Here is a 23114-nt window from a genome sequence, read left to right on the forward strand (position 1 = left end):
TCAATAAAAAAAACATAAAAAACAAGCCCAACCATTATATTTTAAATCTCATTGTCACCACACTCAGGCAACGTAATAGGCAAACAGATTATCTATCGTCTTTTTTCAAAAAGACTTAAGGAGATTAAGCGAAATTTTAGTTGCCTGATTTTTAAATTATCCACAAAGTAACTTTAAGATAAAGAAACAGCGTTGAAACACGTTATTACCACTTGCAGTATACCTAGAAGTTCTGGCAGAATACGGCCTCTTAAGAATCCATACTCTGTCAATAATCTTTAAGCCAATCTACGGAAACTAAAGGTCTGCTCCACCGGACTTTTAAAGCGGAAGGCGGCTACTCATTTATGGGAATAGTTAACATTACCAAGACTTACGATGCCGATTTTGTAAAGCAGGTAGAAAAAGAAAGCGGACAGGACATGTCCCTTTGCTACCAGTGCGGTAACTGTACCGCCGGGTGCCCGTACACATTCGCGTACGACATCCCTGTAAGCAGAATCATGCGTCTCGTTCAGGCAGGGCAAAAGGATACCGTGCTCAAGTGCAAATCCATCTGGCTTTGCGCAACCTGTGAATCCTGCACCACAAGGTGCCCCAACAACATCGACGTGGCCCACATCATGGATGTGCTGCGCCACATGGCCCGCAGGGAAGGATACGCTTCCGTACCCACGGTCAAAAAATTCTGGGACAGCTTCCTCGATTCCGTTGAAAACAACGGAAGAGTGTTCGAAGTGGGCCTGCTTGCGGCTTATGTAGCCAAAACAGGACGTTTCTGGACCGACCTTGATCTGGGACCGAAAGTGCTGCCCAAAGGCAAAATGCATTTCAAACCCCACGAAATTCAGGGCAAGGATGAAATCAAAAAAATCTTCAAGAGATTCGAAGAGGAGTCCCGCAAATGAGTGATTCCTTAACATACGCCTACTATCCCGGATGCTCCGGATCAGGAACATCCATGGAATATGACATGTCCACCCGGGCTGTCTGTGATAAGCTGGGCATCCGGCTGACAGACATCCCGGACTGGAGCTGCTGCGGTTCCACCCCGGCTCACACCGTGGACCACACCCTTTCCAGTGCACTCTCCGCCCGCAACCTGCAGTTGGTGGAGAAGATGAACATGGACACCGCAATCACCCCCTGCCCCAGCTGTCTGACCAACCTCAAGACCGCAGAACATCGTATGGAAAAAGACGAGATGCGCGACAAGGTCAACAAACTGCTGGACAATCCCTACAACGGCGGGGTTGCGACCAAATCCGTGCTCCAGATCATCGTGGAAGACTTAGGTCTTGACGCGCTGAAGAAAAGCACCATCAAACCGCTCAAAGGGCTGAAAGTTGCCGCCTACTACGGCTGCATCATGAACCGTCCCCCGGAAGTGATGAACTTCGATGACCCCGAACACCCCATGGCCATGGACAACATCATGAAAGCCATGGGTGCCACCGTACTGCCCTTTCCTTTAAAGGTAGAGTGCTGCGGTGCCTCCTTCGGTATTCCCCGCAAGGATGTGGTCATGAACCTGTCCGGAAAGCTGCTTGACGTGGCAGACGATCTCGGTGTTGACGCACTGGTTACCGCCTGCCCCCTGTGCCAGATGAACCTTGACCTGCGCCAGTCTCAGGTCAACTCCGCCACAGGTGCCAGGCACGACCTGCCCATCTTCTACTACACCCAGCTCATGGGTATCGCCCTCGGCATGAGTGAAAAAGAAATGGGAATGGACAAGCTCTGCGTGAGCCCCCGTAAAGCTCTTGCCGCCATCGGCAAAGAAGAGAAAAAATAGCGGAAACCCTGCTAAGGAGAAGACTTAAATGAAAATAGGAGTCTTTGTCTGCCATTGCGGGACAAACATCGAAGGTACCGTGGACACCGCTGCCGTTGCCGCAGCCGCACGGGAATTCCCCGGTGTTGTTTTCGCAACAGATACAATGTACGCCTGCTCCGAACCCGGACAGGACGAGATCATAGAAGCAATCAAGGAACACAAACTCGACGGCGTGGTCGTGGCATCCTGCACACCCAGAATGCACGAACCCACCTTCCGCAAAACCCTCGAAAGAGCGGGCCTTAACCGCTACCTTTTCGAGATGGCCAACATTCGCGAACACGTTTCCTGGATCGGTCGGGACCGCGAAGCCAACACCAATAAATCCGTTGACCTTGTCCGCATGGCAGCGGCTAAACTGCTCAACAACAAACCCCTCAATGCCAAATTCTTTGACATGAACAAAAGGGTTATGATTGTGGGCGGCGGTGTTGCCGGTATTCAGGCTGCGCTTGACTGCGCGGACGGCGGCCTCGATGTTATCCTTGTTGAAAAAACATCCTCCATCGGCGGTAAGATGGCTAAACTGGATAAGACTTTCCCCACTGTGGACTGCTCCAGTTGTATCCTCGGCCCCCGCATGGTTGACGTTGCCCAGCACCCAAACATCACCCTTTACGCCTGCTCGGAAATTGAGGAAGTAAACGGTTATGTGGGTAACTTCTCTGTTAAAGTTAAAAGAAAAGCCACTTATGTTGACTGGGACAAATGCACCGGTTGCGGAATCTGCATGGAAAAATGCCCCAGCAAAAAAGCTGACAACCCCTTTGACGAAGATCTGGGTAAAGCACCCGCCATCAATATTCCCTTTCCGCAGGCCATCCCCAAGAAAGCGGTTATTGATCCCAACTTCTGCATCAAAATCAAACGCGATAAATGCGGCGTATGCGCCAAGGTCTGCCCCTCTGAAGCCATCGTTTACGATCAGGTGGATGAATTCGTAGTTGAAGAAGTGGGCGCAGTTGTTGCGGCCACCGGTTTCGACCTCGTGGACTGGACTGTATACGGAGAATACGGCGGCGGTGAATACCCCGACGTAATCACCTCCCTGCAGTACGAACGCATGCTCTCCGCTTCCGGCCCCACCGAAGGTCACATCAAGCGTCCTTCCGACGGCAAGGAACCCAAGAACGTGGTCTTCATCCAGTGCGTAGGCTCCCGTGACAAATCCATCGGACGTCCCTACTGCTCCGGTTTCTGCTGCATGTACACTGCAAAGCAGGCCATCCTGACCAAGGACCACTGCCCGGATTCACAGTCCTACGTATTCTACATGGATATCCGTTCCCCGGGTAAGATGTTCGATGAATTCACCCGCAGGGCGCAGGAAGAATACGAAGCACGCTACATCCGTGGTCGCGTGTCCATGATCTACCCCAAGGGCGACAAACTCGTTGTCCGCGGCGCCGACACCCTCATGGGTGAACAGGTCGAAGTGGACGCGGACCTCGTAGTCCTCGCTGTGGGTGCTGAAGCTGCCGTGGGCGCATCCGATCTGGCCAAGAAGCTGCGCATCTCCTACGATGCCTACGGTTTCTTCATGGAAGGCCACCCCAAACTCAAGCCTGTTGAAACCAACACCGCCGGGGTTTTCCTGGCCGGTTCATGTCAGGGTCCCAAAGACATTCCTTCCTCTGTTGCGCAGGGTAGCGCGGCAGCGGCAAAGGTTCTGGCCATGTTCGCCAAGGACCAGCTGGAAAGTGACCCCGCGGTTTCTGTAGTTGATATCAAACGCTGCATCGGTTGCGGCAAATGCATCAGCACCTGCCCCTTTGGAGCTATTAAAGAAGTAGACTTCCGCGGGCAGCCCAAAGCTGAGGTGATTGAAACAATTTGTCAGGGCTGCGGTATCTGCACATCCACCTGTCCGCAGGGTGCAATCCAGCTCCAGCACTTCACTGACAATCAGATTCTTGCGGAGGTTAACGCAGTATGCCGGTTCTAGAAGGTAAAGAACTCAGAATCGTCGGTTTTCTCTGCAACTGGTGCTCCTACGGCGGTGCTGACACCGCAGGCGTAGGAAGATTCACCCAGCCGACTGACCTGAGAGTCATCAAGGTTCCCTGTTCAGGCAGGATTGATCCTCTGTTTATTGTGAAGACACTCATGTCCGGTGCGGACGGAGTGCTCGTGTCCGGTTGTCACCCCAATGACTGCCACTACGCTGAAGGTAACTTCTATGCCCGCCGCAGGCTGGAAATGCTCAAAAGGTTCATCCCCATGCTGGGAATCGATCCTGAGCGTTTCGACTACACCTGGGTTTCCGCATCAGAAGGCCAGCGCTGGCAGGAAGTTGTGACCAAGTTCACCGAACAGATTCACAAACTCGGCCCGGCCCGTAAGATCGAAGGCCCGGATGCTGAGGAGACACTCAAATTGATGGAAGCATCCCTTTAGCCGGGGCTGTTCCACCTAAGGAGAAACAGAGTGAAAAATCTGGAAGATCTTAAAAAGCAAATCAAGGACGGACTGTCTGAGCTTGATGTGGTCATCGGCTGGACGGACAGCTTCGATCCCCTGCACGCCACTCCGCACTTCATGCGCAGTGAAGCAGATGTAGATAAATTGAAAGTGGACGCACTCTGCGTTCACAACCTTGCCACCTACCTGCCCTCCCTGAAGGGCAAAAAGGTCGGTATCGTGGTCAAAGGCTGCGACAGCCGCAGCGTAGTTGAACTGCTGCAGGAAAACCTCATCAACCGCGACGACGTAACCATCTTCGGTTTCGGCTGCAGCGGCGTTGTGGATCAGGTCAAGATCCGCCGCGCTGTAGGTGATGCAGGCATGGTTGAATCCTGCGAAGTGAGCGATTCTGAAGTAAAGCTCACCGTCGCAGGCAAAGAGCACAAGCTGCCCATGGCAGACGTTTTGGCCGACAAATGCCAGACCTGCCGCTACCCCAATGCAGTTCTCTCCGACCAGTTTGTCGGTGAAGAGATCAAAGCAACCGCTTCCTTTGAAGACGGCTACAAGGATCTCGAAGAGTTCGAAGCCAAGTCCACCGAAGAAAAATTCGCATTCTGGCTTGGTGAGATGGACCGCTGCATCCGCTGCTACGCCTGCCGCAACGCATGCCCCATGTGTGTATGCCGCGACCATTGTGTAGCGCAGTCCCGCGATCCGCACTGGCTCAGCCAGGAAGCCCACGTCCGCGACAAGTGGATGTTTCAGGTTATCCACGCTTACCACCTCACCGGTCGCTGCACCGAGTGCGGTGAGTGCCAGCGCGCCTGCCCGGTAGACATTCCCATCCTGCTCTTCAAGAAGAAGTTCAACAAGGAAATCAAGGAAGTCTTCAACTACGAAGCCGGTCTTGATCCCGAGGCGACTCCGCCGCTGCAGACCTTCAAAATTGAAGAACCTACCATCAAGGAGAAGGAGTGGTAGCCATGGCAAAATTCATCAAATCCGACAAAGTATCGGCATGGCTGGAAGAACTGGGCCAGAAGCACGAGGTTCTCGCTCCCCGTAACGAGGGCGATTCCATTGTCTTCAAGCCCTACGACTCCAAGAAAGGTTTCAACATCGAGCGTGAAGCAACCGCGCCCCCTAAAAAGGCCTGCTTTCCCCAGAGTGAAACCTTAGTTGAATTCAGCCACATCAAAGATCTTGAGAATCCAGAGAAAGTGGCCCTTGATGTAAAGGAAACCATTCCAGATTCATCATGGGTTGTTTTCGGCAGCCGTCCCTGTGACGCCCGCGGATTCACCATGTTCGACCGTGTTTACCTGAACGGCAAGCACGTGGACGTATATTACAAAGCCCGCAGGGAAAACACCTTCTTCATCACCTTGGCGTGTGAAAAAGGCGAAACCACCTGCTTCTGCAACTGGGTAGGTTCCGGCCCGTCCGACCCCACCGGGTCCGACGTGCTCATGGTTCCCGTTGACGGCGGCTACTTCCTTGAAGCAGTCAGCGACCGCGGCGAAGCACTGCTGGCAAGCTCCCTGCTTGAAGACGGCGGCTCCAAACAGGCTGACGCCGACAAGTTCCGCGCAGACGCCGACCAGTCCATGGGCGAAGCCAAGGACCTCTCCAAGGCTCCGGCAAAGCTTCTCGAAGCTTTCGACGACATGGACTTCTGGGAAACACAGTCTGCAAAATGCCTCAGCTGCGGCGCATGCACCTATCTCTGTCCCACCTGCTACTGCTTCAACATCACCGACGAATCTGACGGTGTAAAAGGCGAACGCATCAGAAGCTGGGACAACTGCATGTCCTCCATGTTCACCATGGAAGCCAGCGGACACAACCCCCGCCCCACCAAGGCCCACCGCCTTAAAAACAGGGTCGGTCACAAATTCAGCTACTACCCGGACCTGCACGACGGAGTTATCTCCTGCTGCGGTTGCGGTCGCTGCATCAAGAGCTGTCCCGTGGGTGTGGATATCCGTGAAATCGTCCTGAACGCTATTGCATACGAAGCAAAGGAGAAGGCAAATGACTAGCAATCCTTATCTTCCTGCAATGGCCACCATTCAGGAGGTCATTCAGGAAACTCACAATATCATGACTTTCCGGGTAACTCTCAACAACCCGGAAATCAAAAAGAACTTCACCTTTGAACCCGGTCAGGTGGGACAGCTGTCCGCCTTTGGGATCGGTGAAGCAACATTCGTAATCAACTCAACCCCCACCCGCATGGACTACCTGCAGTTCAGTGTCATGCGCACTGGTGAGGTTACTGAAAAGCTGCACACCTTAAGTGCCGGTGACCAGATCGGCGTTCGCGCACCTCTGGGTAACTGCTTTCCTTACGAAGAAATGAAAGGCAAAGACATTGTCTTCGTCGGCGGTGGTATCGGTATGGCTCCTCTGCGGACCCTGCTCTACTACATGCTGGATAACCGTAAGGACTACGGCAAGATCACCCTGCTCTACGGTGCAAGAAGCCCTGTAGACATGGCTTTCAGCTACGAACTGCCTGAATGGATGGAGCGCGATGACCTCGACACCCATCTGACCATTGATGCGGAATACGAAGGCTGGGAGCACAACGTGGGTCTGATCCCCAACGTGCTGCTTGACATCAAGCCTTCTGCTAAAAACGCATACGCAGTAACCTGCGGACCGCCGATCATGATCAAATTCACCGTGCAGGCTCTCGCCAAGCTCGGTTTCAAAGACAATCAGATCATCACCACACTTGAAAAACGGATGAAATGCGGCGTCGGCATCTGCGGCCGCTGCAACATCGGCACCAGCTACGTATGTCAGGACGGCCCCGTCTACACATACGAACAGCTCAAGGCACTGCCGAACGAAATGTAATTACTCCGCCCTTTGCGGCTGGACTTAAATTGCAAAAAGGAACCCCGTCTTTGATGTAAAATCAAGGACGGGGTTTTGTTTTGGCTTTATCTTTACAGCAAAGGTTTTTTCTTATTACTATATAATCATGAAAATACTGTTAGTTGATGACGAAAAGATAAACACCCTCTCCGCTTCCCGGTTGCTTGAAAAGCAGGGGCACACTGTCACCACTGCCTGTAACGGCCTTGAAGCCCTCGACAAGCTGCATGAATCCGCATTCGACTGCATCCTCATGGATATCCAGATGCCGGAAATGGACGGCTACGAAGCCATCAGCAGAATCCGCGATGACTTTGTTTTCGGTGAAAAATCCAAAACACCCATAATTGCCATGACCGGGCATTGCTTTACCGATGCCAGAGACAAATTCAAGCAGGCCGGAATAGAACATTACGTGTGCAAGCCTTTTGATTTCAATACCCTGATTGGAGTTATTGAAGAAGCTACGAGCTAAGATGCCTCCGGCGGCTCTCCGAGGGCCAAAGAACCCTTTTGAAAAAGGGTTCTCTGGACTCTCCTAAAACTTTTATCGGGGCTTCGCCGCTCTATTTCTTTCTGCGGAATAAATTTCTGACCTTACCCAGCTTTTTACCCGCTTTCTCTTTCATAGTCTCCGCTTCCGGCTCAGGCTCAGATTCTTCCTGTTTATCACTTTTGAATGTCGCGAAACGGGCCACTTTGCCAACCTGTTCTGCGGAATATTTGGCTGCCTTGCTGGTGGCCTGAAATGCCTTATCTGTAGAATCCACAACTTTTTTGGCCGCGCTGGCCGCTTTTTCCCCGGCTGCTCCGGTGATGGTCTTCAGGTAGGCAGTGGTGATGGTCTTGGTGGACCCCATGGCAATGGAAAGGAGCATACCCGCTGCCTCTCGCAGGACCGCCCTGCGGTAGCCCGGAGAGTTGCGCTCTGCATGGAAATTAAAATGACCGCGAGTGATGATGCCCACCCGCAGGGCCAGAAAGGCATTGGTGGAGCCGTCCAGAATGGAAGCGGTGACGATGGAGGTCAGCCCGCTGGCTCCGGGGATCATACCCAGTGCCGACCCGGCAAGTACCGGGGACATGATCGCCTCAATCTGGGCCTGAATGTCCAGTTCTTCCACTGCGCTGGCAAAAAAGGCCGTACCCGCCACATTGGCGTAGACAGCCAGCATATCGCGCAAAGAGGGTCTTTGGTTGTAAATTTTTGAAACATCCCAAACCAGCTTGGTCAGGGTTCCGAGCACGATGAATGAATCCAGTTGCCCGTTCTGGGAAATTGCCGTGGACAGGAAAATCCGCGAGGCCACAGTTTTCATTTTTTCCGTGGAAATACGGTCCAGATGCTCAAGGGCTACATCAAGATCTTCAGTTGTATTCAGGGGCAATGCCGCTTCACGGATATACCTGTTGCCGCGTAGTCTTTTACGCAGCTTGCGGATGAATTCCCGCTGCTGGGCCGGGGTGGGATTATCCGGCATGACCAGCGGTCCGGGGCGGCACAGGTGCATCACAAACGGGCTTAGACAGATGACCATAAACAATCCACTCAAGCCGAAGAGCACGTAATCGTGAGACGTAGGAATGTACACCGCACAAAGCTGGGCCAGCCCGGCGATCTGGTTGAGCATGAACAGAATGAAGCCGCCGAGCAGGAAAAGCAGCAGAGCGGTTATAAGTCGTGGCAAAACTTTGGGCATAATTAATCCTCGCTGTATTTATGTGTTTTGCTGACTCTCATCTATCCAGCATTACATGATCAGGTCAAATTAATTACAAAAGAGAAATCTTAAGCCGCCAGATTTTGCTTTGAGATTTTAAACTCCTGAAATATTGTGCCTCTGCGCATTTGAAATGCGCTATGAATATATTGAAGGATAAAAAATATGCTCAAGCCCAAATCATCCACCAGCCTTGGGGTGGCGCAGGTTCTATCCGGAGCCGCGCTTATCTCGCTTGTGGGTATTTTCATAAAAATCATGGTCGTGGATTACGCCCAGCCCATCTTTGTGGTCACCTTCTGGCGCAATCTATTTGTCAGCACAATTCTCATGGCCGGGTTAAAAATTTTCAAACCGCATAAACTCAGGTTTGAACGGGAGCATATTGGCCTACTGGCCGCCTACGGGCTGGTACTGGTCGGGCTGAACGGCATCTGGGGCGGATCGGTATATTTCAACGGAGCCGGGGTGGCTACAGTGCTGGTTTATGTATCCGTACCCATTACTGTGCTGGCCCAGTGGGCACTGGGCGATGAAAAACCGACCCTGCGCATCCTGCCCTCTATCCTTTTCTGCCTGTTCGGCTGCGGACTGGTTTGCGGAATCAAGTCCATGTCCGAATTCTCGCTAACCCCCATGGGCATGTTTCTGGGGCTGCTCTCCAGCGTATTTTTCTCAGCCTACACAATCATGGGCCGCGAATGCGCCAAGCGCAACATAAGTTCTTACAGCGTACTCATGCACGTATTCGGAATCGCCGCCTTTTACATGCTGATCATCAATCTTTTCGCCGGAAACTCAATCCCCGGCGCAGCCCCGACCCCTGCGGCAATGCTCATGCCCGGAGTGGACTGGAAGGGCTGGGGTTGTATCCTGACCCTTGCCATCGGCCCGTCCATGACCGGATGGACCCTGATCAACTCCAGTCTAACCCATTTGTCTCCCTCAGTAGTCAACATCCTGCTGACCACCGAACCCATGATGACCGGACTGGCGGCTATCCCCATGCTCGGCGAATACATGACGCTGGAACAATGGGCGGGGTGTTTTTTAATTGTGATCGGGGTGATTGTGCTGAAAAAGAGATAAAAAAATCCCGCAATATCAAAAAGATATTACGGGATTTATTATCGCAAATTCATAATGCAAAGCGGCGAAGCCCTAATAAAAGTTTTTGAAGAGTCCAGAGAAACTTTTTTCAAAAAGTTTCTTTGGTCCCCGAAGGGCCGCCGGAGGCATTAAGCCTTACACGTTAAACAAAAAGTGAATAACATCGCCGTCTTTTACGATGTATTCCTTTCCTTCAGCGCGGAGCACTCCGGCTGCGCGGCAGGCTGCTTCGCTGCCGTTGCTTACGTAGTCGTCGTAACCGATAACTTCAGCACGGATGAAACCGCGTTCGAAATCGGTGTGAATTGCTGCGGCGGCACGGGGAGCCTTGTCGCCGTCATGGATGGTCCATGCGCGGACCTCCTTTACCCCGGCGGTGAAGTAGCTGATCATGCCCAGAGTGTGGAACCCGGTGCGGATGATCTTTGCCAGACCGGATTCGGTTACGCCGTAGGATTCGAGAAATTCGTTGTATTCTTCCTCATCAAGACCGACCAGCTCTTCTTCCATCTTGGCGGAAATCTTGACGAACTCTGCACCGCGTTCTTCAGCAAGAGCCTTCACTTTTTTGACGTAATCGTTGTCCTCGGTGAGGCCTTCTTCGTCCACGTTGGCGCAGTAGATCACGTTCTTGGCGGTGATGAGACGCAGATCACGGAGCATTTCGTCCATGTTGTCGGTATCCAGCTCGCCGTAGGTTCCCACGGGATTGCCTTCGTTGAGGTGCTCGAGCAGCTTTTCAGCTTCGGCAATTTTAGGACCGAGGGTCTTGTCGCCCTTGATCTTTTTCTTCATGCCCTCGATGCGGGTGTCCAGAGCCTGCACGTCAGCGAGAATCAGCTCGGTTTCGATAACCTCGATGTCGCGCAGTGGATCAACGGAGTTGGCAACGTGGATGACGTCATCGTTGTCAAAGCAGCGTACAACGTGAAGGATAGCCTGAGTTTCGCGGATGTTGCCGAGAAACTTGTTACCGAGACCTTCACCCTTGCTCGCGCCTTCAACCAGCCCGGCGATGTCAATGAAATCAACAGTGGACTGCTGCACGCGCTGGGGTTTAACCAGCTCGGCCAACTTGTCGATGCGCTCGTCCGGGACTGGAACAACAGCCTTGTTGGGTTCGATGGTACAGAAAGCGTAGTTTGCGCTTTCCGCGTTCTGGGCCTTGGTCAGGGCATTGAAAAGTGTGGATTTACCGACGTTGGGCAGTCCCACGATACCGATACTGAGAGCCATAAGAAATTCTCCTAAAAAAATATAAATTCCTTTCCACGCCGCAAAAATCCCGCACATGCAACGGCTGCTGCATGAAAAGTTGAATCTATCCGGGATGATCTGCCGTGAAAGGTAAGTCTTTCGTTTTTGCTATCTATAAAGATAGTCTCACATGTTGCGGACCCTCAATACCCGTCTTTGCGGGGATGGGCAAGTGTTGATTATGTGTCTTTCTCTACTGAGTTACGCCCTTGTGTTTGCACACTGCCTGTGAAGCGTGTATACGTGATGGCATATAACTATGGGAATTATCTCCCGAACATACTTTTCAGGCAGGTAAATCATGATCATTCCTGTAATTCTCTCCGGCGGCAGCGGTACAAGACTCTGGCCCCTTTCGCGCAAAAAACATCCCAAACAGCTTTTGAATCTCACCGGGGAACATTCCCTGCTGCGCAATACTGTTGAACGCGGTTGCGCACTGGATTCTGCCACAGCGCCCATTGTAGTCTGCAATGAAAGCTACCGTTTCCTGATCGCAGAAGAACTACGGGAAGCGAACATCCAGCCTGAAGCAATATTTCTGGAACCGCAGGGCCGCAATTCCGCCCCGGCCATTGCTGCGGCAGCTTTCCATATCCGCAAAAACCACCCGGAAGCACTCATGCTGGTCATGCCCTCGGACCATGCCATTCACGATTTGGACCGTTTTGAAGCCGCAGTCACCGCCGGGACCGGGCCTGCCAAATCAGGCGATCTGGTTCTTTTCGGCATTGTACCGGACAGGCCGGAAACAGGGTACGGATATATCCGCACCAGCAAAGAGTTCGATCCCATTATTCCGCAGGCAGTGCGCGAATTCGTTGAAAAGCCGGACCTCGACACGGCCAAGACATACCTTAAATCCGGTAACTATCTCTGGAACTCCGGTATCTTCCTGTTCAGCCCGGACGTTTTCCTGAAACATCTGGACCAGCTTGAACCGGAAATGCACACCGCCTGCCGCAATGCCACAGAAAATGCCCGCGTTGACCTCGACTTTGTGCGTCTTGAAGAGGAAAGCTTCAAATCCAGCCCGGCAAAGTCCGTTGACTACGCTGTAATCGAAAAGGTCGAAAACCTGAGCGTGGTCCCCTTTGACGGCGGCTGGTCTGACATCGGATCATGGGATTCCCTGATGACCGAACGCAGGCCGGACGAAAACGGCAACGTAATTTCCGGGGATGTACATGCCAAGAACGTGGCCAACAGCTTCCTGCAATCCTCAAGCAGGCTGGTCGGTGTGGTCGGCGTTGATGACGTAATCGTAGTCGAAACCCCGGACGCCGTACTGGTTGCCGGGCGCGAGCACGGTCAGGAAGTCTCCGGTCTGGTTGCGGAACTGAAAAAGCAGGAGCGCAGCGAAGTAGACCATCACCGCAGGGTCTACCGCCCGTGGGGATCATACGAGACCGTGGATCTTGAAGAACGTTTTCAGGTCAAAAGAATCATCGTCAAACCCGGCGGGGTACTCTCCCTGCAAATGCACCACCACCGCGCCGAACACTGGGTAGTAGTCAAGGGCACAGCCAAAGTATTAGTCGGCGAAAAGGAAGTTTTACTGCAGGAAGACCAGTCCACCTACATCCCCATAGGGGCCATGCACCGCTTGGAGAATCCCGGCAGGATCAACCTTGAGCTCATTGAGGTCCAGACCGGTAGTTATCTTGGTGAGGATGATATCCAGCGGTTTGAGGATATTTATGGGCGGTCTGAGGGGTAGTTTTTAGATTTTTAATACGAAATAAAACAGGCGAAGAGTTGTGTGCTCTTCGCCTGTTTTATTTATGCCGGCAATCTTAAACAAATTCGTCTACATTTTCACCAACACCATCCCCTTTTTGTGCTGGCCCGGCATCAGATGACAATGGCTCAGCACCCAGTGCACCGGATTTAGCGGCTACTGGATCAGCACCGCCCCCTTCGTCAGCACTTGTACCCTCGACAGCTTCTCTGGCATTGGCAGCTATTTTATCTTCTACCTTTGCTTCAGCTTCTTCTTCAGCCTCTTTCGCTTCAGCAGCTTTTTCTTCCTGCTTTTCTTCTACTACATCTTCGGTGCGCTCTTCGGTAAATTCTTTTGTTTCTTCTGCCTGCTTCTCAAGCTCTTCTTCACTTAGCTCTTTACCTAACTTTTTATGCGCCTCAACACCCTTTTTCTCAAATTCTGCTGCCGCCGCAGCTTTAGCATCTGTAACAGAGAGTCCTGATTCTATTAACTTATCTGTATACACCATTCGGTCAGCGACCAAATCAACCATAAAGGTGTTAAATTTGGCCATCAAGTTCTGCTGACTCTTGATTCCATTTAAATTCATCAAGCTGTAGTTATCGTCATCATTGGCTCCATCAGCATGGACAAAACTGCCAGCCATCATATTCAAAGGTTTGGCACTTATGGAAATATGATTTTCCTGTGTTTCAGCATCTTCAGATTCTACTTCTGGCTGCTGTGACTGCTCTGCTATTTTTTCTCTTTCTTCTGCAAGATTAACGACATTAATCTTCATAGAATTAGCATTATTTGCTGACCCAATCTTCATGGCAGGCCTCCATTTTATGAAATTATATTCATTATTATCGGATAACCTTAATAAAACTTTAGGTTTTAATTAGATCAACACAACGACTTGCATAAATTGTTTTGTAGACATCGAAACACATTTACAACCACACTCCAGTAGCATACTGTAGCTACAGAAGGAGAAAACCTATGCAGGAAACCATACGAGCCCGTGTAGAATCTGATTTAAAAGAAAAATTTGAACTTGCGGCCAAAGACCGAGGGCAAAGTTCCAGTCATCTTCTACGGGAATTTATGGCTGATTTTGTGCGTAAGCACGAAGAGACTAAAAAACGTGATGCTGAAACAATGCTGGCCTTGGAAAGCATTGAAGCAGGACGATTTATTGAAGGGGACGAAGTTTTCGATTGGCTTGATTCGTGGGGAACTGACAATGTGAAGGAAGCTCCTAAATGCGAATAAGGTTTTCTCCTGAGTCTGTTGATGATCTGAAAAGAATTTATAATTTTATCGCTGAACACGATCCAGACTCAGCCCGTACCACAGTGCTAAATTTAAAAAGCGCAATCAACCGTTTTTCATTGCATCCACAGCTTGGCAGAACCATAGAACACATTGAAAATATGCGAGATTTTACATTCGGCAGGTACGTTGTTCGCTACACAGAGAAGCCAGATTACGTATATATTTTGCGGATCTGGCATTCCAAAGAACCCGCTAAATTCCCCCTTTACCAAAGCCCCCAATCCAGCCTACAACCCCTCCCATGAGCAATACCTCTTCTAAATATGATGTAATCATCCTCGGTGCCGGGGCTTCCGGGCTGTACTGTGCCATGCATGCTGCAACGCGCGGGCGTAAGGTGCTGGTGCTGGACCATTCCGGTAAGGCAGGGCGTAAAATCCGGGTGGCCGGGGGCGGCAAGTGTAACTTTACCAATATGGATGTTGCGGCGGATAACTATATTTCGGCAAATCCCCACTTTGTGAAATCCGCGCTGGCGCGGCACAATCAGTGGGACTTTATTTCCTTTGTTGCTGAGGCCGGGATCGAATACGAAGAGCGCGAGGACGGGCAGCTGTTTACCCTTGAGGGGGCCGGACAGATTGCCGGGCTGCTGGTTTCCAAGTGCCACCGCGCGGGTGTGGAAACTCTCCTTGACCGTGAGATTGAAGAAGTCAGCGGCGAGGGGCCGTTTGCAGTGCGCAGCGGATCGCAGGTTTTTGAGGCTGAATCCCTTGTTGTGGCACTGGGTTCCCCGGCATGGCCGCAGGTGGGTGCTTCTTCTTTCGGGTACAAGCTGGCGGAACAGTACGGGCTGAATGTGTTTCCGGCGCGGCCCTCACTGGTACCTTTTACCATCGGCGGACGGGATGGTAAATTCTGCAAGGAGCTGAGCGGCAATGCCCTTCCTGTGGAGATTACCTGCGAAAAACGGACTTTTGCCGGTGATATGCTTTTCACCCATAAGGGTATTTCCGGCCCGGCAGTGCTCCAGATTTCAAACTACTGGCGGCGTGGTTCTGCTTTGACCGTCAACCTGCTGCCTGCTCACGATATTTCGGAACTGCTTGAAGCGAACCGCACTGAAAATACTGCCTTGAAAAATTTCCTCGCGCAATTCTTCACCCGCAAAATGGTTGGACTCCTTTTGGAGGATCAGGACGGAGATACCCCGCTTAGTCAGCTGACCAAGAAACGTACATCAGCCCTTGCCGAACACATTCATGCATGGGTGGTCAAACCGCAGGGAACAGAAGGATTCGCCAAAGCCGAGGTTGCCGCCGGAGGAGTGGACACTGCCGAAATTTCGTCAAAGACCATGGAAGCGAAGAAAGTACCCGGTCTATATTTTATCGGAGAGGTTCTGGACGTGACCGGCTGGCTGGGAGGGTACAACCTCCAATGGGCGTGGTCATCAGGCTACGCCGCCGCCCAATTTGTATAGCAAGTCAGCCAAGCTACACGGCGAAGCCTAGTAAAAGTTTTTGAAGAGTCCAGAGAAACTTTTTTCAAAAAGTTTCTTTGGCCCTCGGAGAGCCGCCGGAGGCATCAGCCGTGCTGTTCCACGGGCATGGGAAAAACAATATCGTAGACCCAGTTGTAGACAAAGGCGTAGACCAGAAAGAAAAGCGCGAACCCGATATCGGCGATGAGGGCATGCCAGAGGGTCATATCCAGCCACCATGCCACGAACGGTACGGTGATGGTCAGAAGCGAAATTTCAAACAATACTGCATGCAGCACCCGCATCCATGTGGGGCGTACATTTACGGGACGGTTCATGGCAACCAACACCTTATCGAAAATAAGATTATAGACATAGTTGCAGACCATGGCGGTCATGGATATGGCGACACTCATGATCCCGATGCGGCCCATATCCTTATCAAGTATCCACGCGGCCAGCGGGGTGCAGGTGCAAAGCCCGATAATCTCAAATAAAAGTGTGTGCCGTATTCTGTCTGCTGTTGTTCTCATGCGGCTTAGGGTACTGCTGCGCCGCTACAGATTCAAGAGGATAATATAAAAAGATAGTTATTGTTTTCAGCATGATACTTTAATATAACAGAAGCCACTTACCTGAAACAAAGCCGGAGGAAGTATCGTGCAGGTCGCCATTATCCCCGCCCGCGGGGGCAGCAAACGCATCCCAAAAAAATCCATCCGCCCTTTTCTGGGCAAGCCGCTTATCGCCTATACCATTGAGGCCGCCCGTGAGAGCGGTTTCTTCGACCATATTCTGGTCAGTACGGACAGCGAAGAATTCGCAGAAATTGCCCGCCAATACGGAGCAGAAGTTCCTTTCATGCGCCCGGCGGAACTTGCCGATGACTTCACCCCCACCCAGCCGGTTGTGGACCATGCTCTGGGCTGGGTCCGCGAAAATTGGGGCAAGCCTGAACGTTACTGCCAATTCTACGCCAACCCCTTTGTCACTGCTGAGAATATTCGCGGCGGATATAAAATGCTGCGTGAACACCGGGCCAATTGCGTGCTCGGTGTGGCAGAATTCCCCTTTCCTGTGCTGCGCTCTTTCAAGCAGAATGAACAGGGCGGCGTTGAATACGCCTTCCCGGAATACGCCCCCTGCCGATCACAGGATCTGCCTGTATTTTTCCATGATGCGGCCCAGTTCTACTGGACAGAACTGACCGACCTGCCTGCGGACCGGAAACAGGGATTGAACATGCCCTATTTCCTGCCCCGCCATATGGTGGTGGACATTGATACCGAAGAAGACTGGCGCATTGCCGAACGTATCTACAAAGCCTTCATGTGTGATGATGAATAACGGACCGATTCTCTTTTTCTGCGAAGCCGGACCTGAGAGTGGATTCGGACACGCCGGACGCTGCATGGCTCTTGCCGCAGCCTTGCGTGATGAATTCGGACGGGAATCAATCTTCGGATTCCGGGGTCCTCCTGCGGCTGAGAAAAAAGTCACCCAAGCCGGATTCAAAGTTGCTCCGGTTATGGATTTCAACAGCTGGCAATTCAGCAATGAAGCGGCGGTAATCCTCGACCTGCGGATTCCGCTTTCAACATCTTTTTTCCAACGCGTGAAATCAGCGAAAAAACAGCTGGTCAGCATCGATGACCCCACCCCCAACAGACTGCATGCAGATCTGGCCTTCTACCCGCCGGTGCCGCAATTCCATGAGCTGGACTGGACCGATTTTAACGGCACCATCCATCGAGGCTGGGAGTTCATTCCCCTGCGCAGGGAATTCCGCTTACCCCCGCAAGCAAAAAAAATTCACTCCCCGCCCAAATTACTGATCAGCATGGGTGGCAGCGATCCCCACGAGCTGACCCTGAAAATATTGCAGGGATTAAAATTCGTAACCGAAGACTGGCAGGCCGAGGTTGTCATCGGTCCCATGTTCAATAATCTGGACAGAATCCGCAAGATAACGCTAGAGCACGGTGATAAGATTAAATTATTGCATGATATAAAGGACATGTCCCTGCCCATGCAGGGCTGCGACGCAGCCATAGCTTCCTTCGGCATGACCGCTTATGAACTGGCGGCCTGCGGGGTGCCACAACTGCTGCTCTGCCTGAGTAAGGACCACGCCCGCTCGGCATCAGCGTTGCATGCATGCGGAGCAGCGGTTTCATTGGGAAAATTTGACCGCATCCCGGAGCAAAAACTGGCTGCAGAGCTGCAAAATTTCATTTGCGACCAGAAAGCATTAAAATCCATGGCTGCAAAAGCTGCCGGACTGAAGATCGGCGAGGGTGCCAAAAACATTGCATCTCTGATCATAAAAAGAATTTAACTACTAGGGATTCCAAAGGAAATTATCCCCTTTGGCCGCCGGAGGCGAAATCCGTCCGACAAAAGCGCGTAGCGCATCATAATCTTCTTGGAGCATAAATTTTGAGCGACAGAAAATGCTGGGTCGAACATAGCGGCATAGTGCTGCATACCGTTGGAGAATTTGATGTAATCCACTGCGAAAGCTGCGGCTTCAAACACATCATTCCCATTCCCGATGAAGAGGAACTGGCCCGCATCTACAAGCACGAATACCACGTGAAAGATAAACCGCTCATGCTTCAGCACCAGTTGGAAGACGAGGAGTGGCACAAAACCACCAACGCTGCCCGGCTGGAATCCATTGAAAAGCAGCTCAAACGCAAGGGTTCCATTCTGGATATAGGATCGGGCAACGGTTTTTTCCTTAAGCAGGCCATGGAACTGGATTGGCAGGCTAGAGGTGTGGAGCCTTCAGACAAGGCTGCTGAATATTGCCGCTCTCTGGGACTTGATGTGGTTCACGGGATATTCGATCAGGCCTGCGCTGACTCCATAGGTAAATTTGATGTGGTCCATCTCTGGGAAGTGCTCGAACACCTGCCCGATCCCATATCCATGATCGCCCTATGCAGACAGGTGCTTAACCCCGGCGGACTGATTGTCATCGGAGTACCCAACGATTACAATAAACTGCAAAGGATCATGCATGAGGACCTCGGCGAAAAACCATGGTGGCTGGCACCGCCCCATCACATAAATTTCTTCAACCGCAATTCGCTGGAAAGACTGCTGCGGAGGCTGGATTTTGAACCGCTGCATTATGAAACAACTTTCCCCATGGAACTGTTCCTGCTCATGGGCAAAAACTATCTTCAAGACCCGCAGCTGGGCCGCGAATGCCACGCCATGCGCAAAGAACTGGAACTGAATCTGACCCGCACGGGCAACCGCGATGTTCTGGACAAACTATACAGCAGCTTGGCCGAGGCCGGATTCGGACGCCACGCAGTGCTCATGGCCGGGAAAAAGGATTAAAATATATGCAAAGATTAAAAGATAAAATCGTACTGGTTACCGGAGGCGGGCGCGGAATCGGCAAAGCCATCAGCCGGAAACTGGCCGCCGAGGGCGCAGAGGTTATTCTGACATGGGTCAGTGACCGCACAAGCGCAGAAGAAACCGCGGCAGAAATCTCCCAGGAAGGCGGCAAAGCGCGCATCCTGCAGCTTGAAGTCAGCGATGCGGATTCCGTGGACGCGGTTGTAGCCGACATTGCCGCCAATGAAGGCAGGCTTGATGTACTGGTCAACAATGCCGGGATCAATGATCCGCAGGATTTCGACAAAATCACCCCGGATGAATGGGACCGTATCCTTTCGGTGAACCTGAAAGGCCCCTTCCTGTGCACCCAGCGTTGTCTTGAACTGCTCAAGAAAAGCAAAGGGGCCAGTGTGGTCAACATCGGCTCGGTGAGCGGACAGTACGGAGGACCGCGCACCGCACATTATGCTGCCAGCAAGGCCGGGCTGATTTCCATGACTCAGGTTGCGGCACGCTTCGGGGCCCAGTGGAACATCCGCTGCAACACTGTTGCCGCCGGACTGGTGGTTTCGGACATGGCAGATGCGGGAATGCAGAATCCGGCAGTACAGAAGGCCGCTGAAAACGTGCTCCTGAAACGTTTTGCCGCAGCTGCGGAAGTGGCGGACAGCGTGGCCTACCTTGCCTCGGACGAAGCATCCTACATCACCGCCCAGACCATCAATGTCAACGGCGGACTCTATTTCTAAGGAGAACAAATGGACCAGTATCAGGAACTTGTGAATTTCGCCGCCGAGCTGCGCAAATCCATCATCACCATGAACTGTTATGCCGGGTCCGGCCATCCGGGGGGCTCCCTTTCCTGTGTAGAGATCGTCAGCTACCTCTTTGCCAAGGAAATGAGTTTCAGTCCGACGAATATGGATGATCCCTGCCGGGACCGCTTCATCCTTTCCAAGGGCCATTCCTGCCTCACGCTTTACGCCGCTCTGGCGGAGAAGGGCTTTTTCTCCCAAGAAGAATTCAAAAAACTGCGCCACGCGGACGGCATGCTGCAGGGCCACCCGGATCGCGTAAAAACCCCCGGCGTGGAATTCAACTCCGGTTCGCTGGGGCAGGGGTTCTCTTTTGCACTGGGCTGTGCACTTGGTGCCAAACGGGCCGGACGCGACAACCGCACTTACGTACTCCTCGGTGACGGGGAACTCAACGAAGGCCAGATCTGGGAAGGCTGCATGTTCGGCGCGCACCACAAACTGGATAATATTGTTGCGCTGGTGGATTACAATAAATTTCAGAGTGACGACCTCAACGAAAACATCACCGCCCTTGAGCCTTTGAGCGATAAATTCAAGGCTTTCGGCTGGCAGGTCATTGAGATTGACGGCCATGACTTCCGGGAAATCGAGAACGCGCTTCAGCGCGCCCGTACCACAGCAGGCAAACCGACCATGATCATCGCCCACACAGTGAAGGGCAAAGGAATCTCATACATGGAAAATGTTCCCAAATGGCACGGCAGCCTCTGCCCCACCGGAGAGGAACGGGAATGCGCACTGCGCGAATGCGGGTGCGGAGGGCTGGAATAATGCAGAATATGAGAGACGAATTCGGCAAAGCCCTTGTGGAACTGGCCGCCATCCGTGACGATTTTGTGGTTCTTGACGCCGATGTGGCCGGGGGAACCGGAACCTATCATTTCCGTGAAGCCTGCCCGGACCGCTTCATCCAGTGCGGTATTGCGGAGCAGAACATGTTTTCCATGGCCGCCGGACTGGCGGAATCGGGAGTGATTCCCATTGTGACCTGCTATGCGGTATTCGCTTCCATGCGCGCGCTGGAGCAGGCCCGCAACTCCATTGCCTACCCGGATTTCAACGTCAAAATCGCGGCCAGCCACCTAGGTCTGGACGTAGGACCGGACGGAGCCACCCATCAGGCCCTTGAAGATATCGCCATTTACCGGGCCATCCCCAACATGACCGTGGTCTCCCCGGCTGATCCGCTGGAGATGCGGGCCATGCTGCCCCATCTGCTGGACAGCCACGGCCCGCTCTACCTGCGTACCGGACGCTCTCCCCTGCCTGATGTCTTTGATGCGAGCACCAGATTCGAACCGGGCAAAGCACAGGTTCTTGCCGAGGGAGAAGACTGCACCATCATGGCTGTGGGAGTAATGGTCCACCGGGCCGTGCAGGCAGCGGAAAAACTGAAAGAGGCAGGCATCTTCTGCCGGGTGCTGAACATGAGCTGGCTCAAGCCCATGGACGAGGAAGCTGTAATCAAAGCCGCAAAAGAAACCGGAGCTGTTGTAACCTGTGAGGACCACAACAAGTACGGCGGTCTTGGGGGTGCGGTCATGGAAATCGTCTGCGAAAACCATCCGGTACCAGTGCAAAGGGTGGCCGTGGATGATGTTTTCGGAAGCTCCGGGGAACCGGAAGACCTTGCCCGTGAATACGGACTAATGCCCGACGACATTGCTGCCGCAGTACGCAAAGTCCTGAAGCGGAAATAACGGGGCACAATGGCTGAACGAAAACGTCTGCTCATCATCGGCACTGCCCAGCAGTGCCACATCAGCGACTTTCTTGCCACCGTGGACCGCAGCAGCACGGAAGTCCTGCTCCTGCTCCCGGAAAGGGACCGGGGGGCTTTTGCTGGTGAAAAGACCGTTTTTTTCTCCGGCAGCTTTCATGCCCTCTTCCCGCCCCTGCTGAAGAGCATACTTTCCTTCAGAGCGCATGAAGCGGTCATTGTCTGCGGCATGGTCTGCGATCACGACAATGTTATCCGGGCAGTCTCGTTCTATCAGAATTTTTACGACCTGCGCATCAGCACCTGCGTGCGCAACAAACTCAGCCCGGCTGATCCGCAATTAAAACCCAACCCTTGCAAAGAAATATTGAAATGGGTTTCTCTGGGTGCGCTGGCTCTGCTGATCAAAACAGTATCCATGTTAAAACCCCTGCGGGTGGCTGAAATTTACTCCTCCCGGCTGGGGCATCTGGTCCTTGATTGTGAGCTGTACCTCGCGGAAAAAGAACTGGGCAGGCATGACGGATATCTTGACCTGTTCTGTTTCAAAGACGGACAGGTTGCCAACAAAGCACTGGGAAAACTCTTTTCCCGCCGCATGCGAATCTGCCGCTGGGATCGCTACCTGCTGCAGGCCGTACGCTTTTTCAATCTGCGCGAAAAACATGAACTGCTCATGAATACCCGCAAAATATCCTTTGCCCGCGACTATGAATGTCTGACCCGGCAGACCGACACCCATGTGAGCTTTACCCCCGACGAAATTGAGCGGGGCCGGAGCGAACTTGCTGCACTCGGCCTTGATGCTGACCGTCCACACATTTGTCTGCTGGGACGGGACAACGCTTTTCTGCAACAGACCATGCCGGAGAGCGACGGGGACATGCAGGAGCCGCGCAACATGGATATTGTCACCTTCAAAGCCGGGGCCGAAGAGCTGCTCCGTCTGGGATACAACGTGATCAGGATCGGCAATATTGTTCAAGAACCGCTTAAAATTGATCATCCCAACTTTGTTGATTACGCCACCTGCGGAAAGCAGAATGATTTCATGGACATCTACCTGCCCGCCACCTGCAAATTTTTTGTGGGAGTACAGAGCGGTCCCATGCATGTGGCCAACATGTTCCGGGTTCCCTGCTTGCGGGTCAACACCGCCCGGCTGGAGGTAATTGAGTACTGCTCCCCGGAGGATCTGGCCCTGTTTAAACTGATCCGTTCGAAATCCACAGGCCGGATTTTAAACATTTCTGAAATAATATCTGCCAAAATTAGCAAATGGCCCATTGAAAACTTTGCAGATTCCGATTTTGAGGTTATCGACAATACAGAAGAAGAACTTCTGGAAGCCATGCGGGAAATGCATTTGCGCACAAATGGAGAGTGGCGGGCCACAGCAGAGGAACGGGAGTTGCAGAGCCGCTACTTTTCATATCTCAAGGTTTCAGACTGCAACTCACGGTTTGAAACCCCGATCAGCGCATACTTCCTGCAAAAGCATGCGGACGAACTCTTTAACTGAACAAGGAC

General features: G+C 52.4%; 24 protein-coding genes. 20 read left to right on the forward strand and 4 right to left on the reverse strand.

Annotation, left to right across the window (positions count from 1 at the left end; genetic code table 11):
- The first annotated feature begins 347 nt into the window (after nt 1-347).
- The 8 genes from FMR86_RS08285 (at nt 348) to FMR86_RS08320 (ending at nt 7604) form a co-directional block, all read left to right on the forward strand.
- A complete protein-coding gene (locus tag FMR86_RS08285; RefSeq protein WP_163350627.1) occupies nt 348-908 on the forward strand; it encodes a 4Fe-4S dicluster domain-containing protein in 561 nt (186 codons plus the stop codon).
- A complete protein-coding gene (locus FMR86_RS08290) occupies nt 905-1795 on the forward strand; it encodes a CoB--CoM heterodisulfide reductase iron-sulfur subunit B family protein (protein ID WP_163350628.1) in 891 nt (296 codons plus the stop codon). The genes FMR86_RS08285 and FMR86_RS08290 overlap by 4 nt, the downstream gene beginning before the upstream one ends.
- A 28-nt stretch (nt 1796-1823) precedes the next feature.
- Nucleotides 1824-3782, forward strand: coding sequence for a CoB--CoM heterodisulfide reductase iron-sulfur subunit A family protein (locus FMR86_RS08295; RefSeq protein ID WP_163350629.1), 1959 nt, complete (start codon nt 1824-1826; stop codon nt 3780-3782).
- Complete coding sequence (locus tag FMR86_RS08300; protein WP_163350630.1) at nt 3770-4234, forward strand: hydrogenase iron-sulfur subunit; 465 nt, start codon at nt 3770-3772, stop codon at nt 4232-4234. Before FMR86_RS08295 ends, FMR86_RS08300 begins: the two co-directional genes overlap by 13 nt.
- 30 nt (nt 4235-4264) lie before the next feature.
- Nucleotides 4265-5224 (forward strand): 4Fe-4S dicluster domain-containing protein, encoded by a 960-nt coding sequence (locus FMR86_RS08305; RefSeq protein ID WP_163350631.1) that lies wholly within the window; start codon nt 4265-4267, stop codon nt 5222-5224.
- Between the two features lie 2 nt (nt 5225-5226).
- On the forward strand, nt 5227-6285 hold the full coding sequence (locus tag FMR86_RS08310) for a 4Fe-4S dicluster domain-containing protein (RefSeq protein ID WP_163350632.1): 1059 nt from the start codon (nt 5227-5229) through the stop codon (nt 6283-6285).
- The gene (locus tag FMR86_RS08315; protein ID WP_163350633.1) at nt 6278-7108 is read left to right on the forward strand and encodes an FAD/NAD(P)-binding protein; all 831 of its coding nucleotides are present in this window, start codon (nt 6278-6280) and stop codon (nt 7106-7108) included. The genes FMR86_RS08310 and FMR86_RS08315 overlap by 8 nt, the downstream gene beginning before the upstream one ends.
- 127 nt (nt 7109-7235) lie before the next feature.
- Nucleotides 7236-7604 carry a response regulator gene (locus FMR86_RS08320; RefSeq protein WP_163350634.1) on the forward strand — a complete coding sequence of 123 codons (369 nt, stop codon included), beginning with the start codon at nt 7236-7238 and terminating at the stop codon, nt 7602-7604.
- A gap of 91 nt (nt 7605-7695) precedes the next feature.
- Here the strand turns inward: FMR86_RS08320 and FMR86_RS08325 are convergent, their stop codons facing one another.
- A complete protein-coding gene (locus tag FMR86_RS08325; RefSeq protein ID WP_163350635.1) occupies nt 7696-8829 on the reverse strand; it encodes a hypothetical protein in 1134 nt (377 codons plus the stop codon).
- Between the two features lie 186 nt (nt 8830-9015).
- Between FMR86_RS08325 and FMR86_RS08330 the strand changes: the two genes are divergently transcribed.
- Nucleotides 9016-9939: a DMT family transporter gene (locus FMR86_RS08330; protein WP_163350636.1), complete on the forward strand. Its 924-nt coding sequence runs from the start codon at nt 9016-9018 to the stop codon at nt 9937-9939.
- Between the two features lie 156 nt (nt 9940-10095).
- Here FMR86_RS08330 and ychF read toward each other — a convergent pair whose 3' ends face one another.
- On the reverse strand, nt 10096-11196 hold the full coding sequence (gene ychF / locus FMR86_RS08335) for a redox-regulated ATPase YchF (RefSeq protein ID WP_163350637.1): 1101 nt from the start codon (nt 11194-11196) through the stop codon (nt 10096-10098).
- A 322-nt stretch (nt 11197-11518) separates the two neighbouring features.
- Here ychF and FMR86_RS08340 point away from each other — a divergent pair, with 322 nt between their 5' ends.
- Nucleotides 11519-12937, forward strand: coding sequence for a mannose-1-phosphate guanylyltransferase/mannose-6-phosphate isomerase (locus tag FMR86_RS08340; protein WP_163350638.1), 1419 nt, complete (start codon nt 11519-11521; stop codon nt 12935-12937).
- Between the two features lie 76 nt (nt 12938-13013).
- Here the strand turns inward: FMR86_RS08340 and FMR86_RS08345 are convergent, their stop codons facing one another.
- On the reverse strand, nt 13014-13757 hold the full coding sequence (locus tag FMR86_RS08345; protein WP_163350639.1) for a hypothetical protein: 744 nt from the start codon (nt 13755-13757) through the stop codon (nt 13014-13016).
- 170 nt (nt 13758-13927) lie between these two features.
- On the opposite strand from FMR86_RS08345, the gene FMR86_RS08350 reads away from it, so the two are divergent.
- From FMR86_RS08350 to FMR86_RS08360, 3 genes are read left to right on the forward strand one after another with little or no spacing between them, the layout of a single operon-like run.
- Entirely contained in the window at nt 13928-14200 is a 273-nt protein-coding gene (locus tag FMR86_RS08350; protein ID WP_163350640.1) for a CopG family ribbon-helix-helix protein, read from the forward strand.
- Complete coding sequence (locus tag FMR86_RS20820; protein ID WP_163350641.1) at nt 14191-14508, forward strand: type II toxin-antitoxin system RelE/ParE family toxin; 318 nt, start codon at nt 14191-14193, stop codon at nt 14506-14508. Before FMR86_RS08350 ends, FMR86_RS20820 begins: the two co-directional genes overlap by 10 nt.
- Nucleotides 14505-15686 (forward strand): NAD(P)/FAD-dependent oxidoreductase, encoded by a 1182-nt coding sequence (locus tag FMR86_RS08360; protein WP_163350642.1) that lies wholly within the window; start codon nt 14505-14507, stop codon nt 15684-15686. The genes FMR86_RS20820 and FMR86_RS08360 overlap by 4 nt, the downstream gene beginning before the upstream one ends.
- 104 nt (nt 15687-15790) lie before the next feature.
- On the opposite strand, the gene FMR86_RS08365 is transcribed toward FMR86_RS08360, so the two are convergent.
- A complete protein-coding gene (locus FMR86_RS08365) occupies nt 15791-16219 on the reverse strand; it encodes a PACE efflux transporter (protein ID WP_163350643.1) in 429 nt (142 codons plus the stop codon).
- Nucleotides 16220-16346: 127 nt separating this feature from the next.
- On the opposite strand from FMR86_RS08365, the gene pseF reads away from it, so the two are divergent.
- From pseF to FMR86_RS08400, 7 genes are all read left to right on the forward strand, one after another.
- Nucleotides 16347-17033: a pseudaminic acid cytidylyltransferase gene (gene pseF, locus FMR86_RS08370; RefSeq protein ID WP_163350644.1), complete on the forward strand. Its 687-nt coding sequence runs from the start codon at nt 16347-16349 to the stop codon at nt 17031-17033.
- Nucleotides 16990-18024, forward strand: coding sequence for a PseG/SpsG family protein (locus FMR86_RS08375; protein ID WP_239057181.1), 1035 nt, complete (start codon nt 16990-16992; stop codon nt 18022-18024). Before pseF ends, FMR86_RS08375 begins: the two co-directional genes overlap by 44 nt.
- Before the next feature lie 101 nt (nt 18025-18125).
- Entirely contained in the window at nt 18126-19040 is a 915-nt protein-coding gene (locus tag FMR86_RS08380; protein ID WP_163350645.1) for a bifunctional 2-polyprenyl-6-hydroxyphenol methylase/3-demethylubiquinol 3-O-methyltransferase UbiG, read from the forward strand.
- Nucleotides 19041-19045: 5 nt separating this feature from the next.
- Nucleotides 19046-19795, forward strand: coding sequence for an SDR family NAD(P)-dependent oxidoreductase (locus tag FMR86_RS08385; RefSeq protein WP_163350646.1), 750 nt, complete (start codon nt 19046-19048; stop codon nt 19793-19795).
- A gap of 9 nt (nt 19796-19804) precedes the next feature.
- Nucleotides 19805-20635 carry a transketolase gene (locus FMR86_RS08390; protein WP_163350647.1) on the forward strand — a complete coding sequence of 277 codons (831 nt, stop codon included), beginning with the start codon at nt 19805-19807 and terminating at the stop codon, nt 20633-20635.
- Complete coding sequence (locus FMR86_RS08395; RefSeq protein WP_163350648.1) at nt 20635-21564, forward strand: transketolase family protein; 930 nt, start codon at nt 20635-20637, stop codon at nt 21562-21564. The genes FMR86_RS08390 and FMR86_RS08395 overlap by 1 nt, the downstream gene beginning before the upstream one ends.
- Nucleotides 21565-21573: 9 nt before the next feature.
- Nucleotides 21574-23106, forward strand: coding sequence for a TIGR04372 family glycosyltransferase (locus tag FMR86_RS08400; protein WP_163350649.1), 1533 nt, complete (start codon nt 21574-21576; stop codon nt 23104-23106).
- The last annotated feature ends 8 nt before the right edge of the window (nt 23107-23114 follow it).

The organism is Desulfovibrio sp. JC010 (assembly GCF_010470675.1).
GTDB lineage: Bacteria > Desulfobacterota > Desulfovibrionia > Desulfovibrionales > Desulfovibrionaceae > Maridesulfovibrio.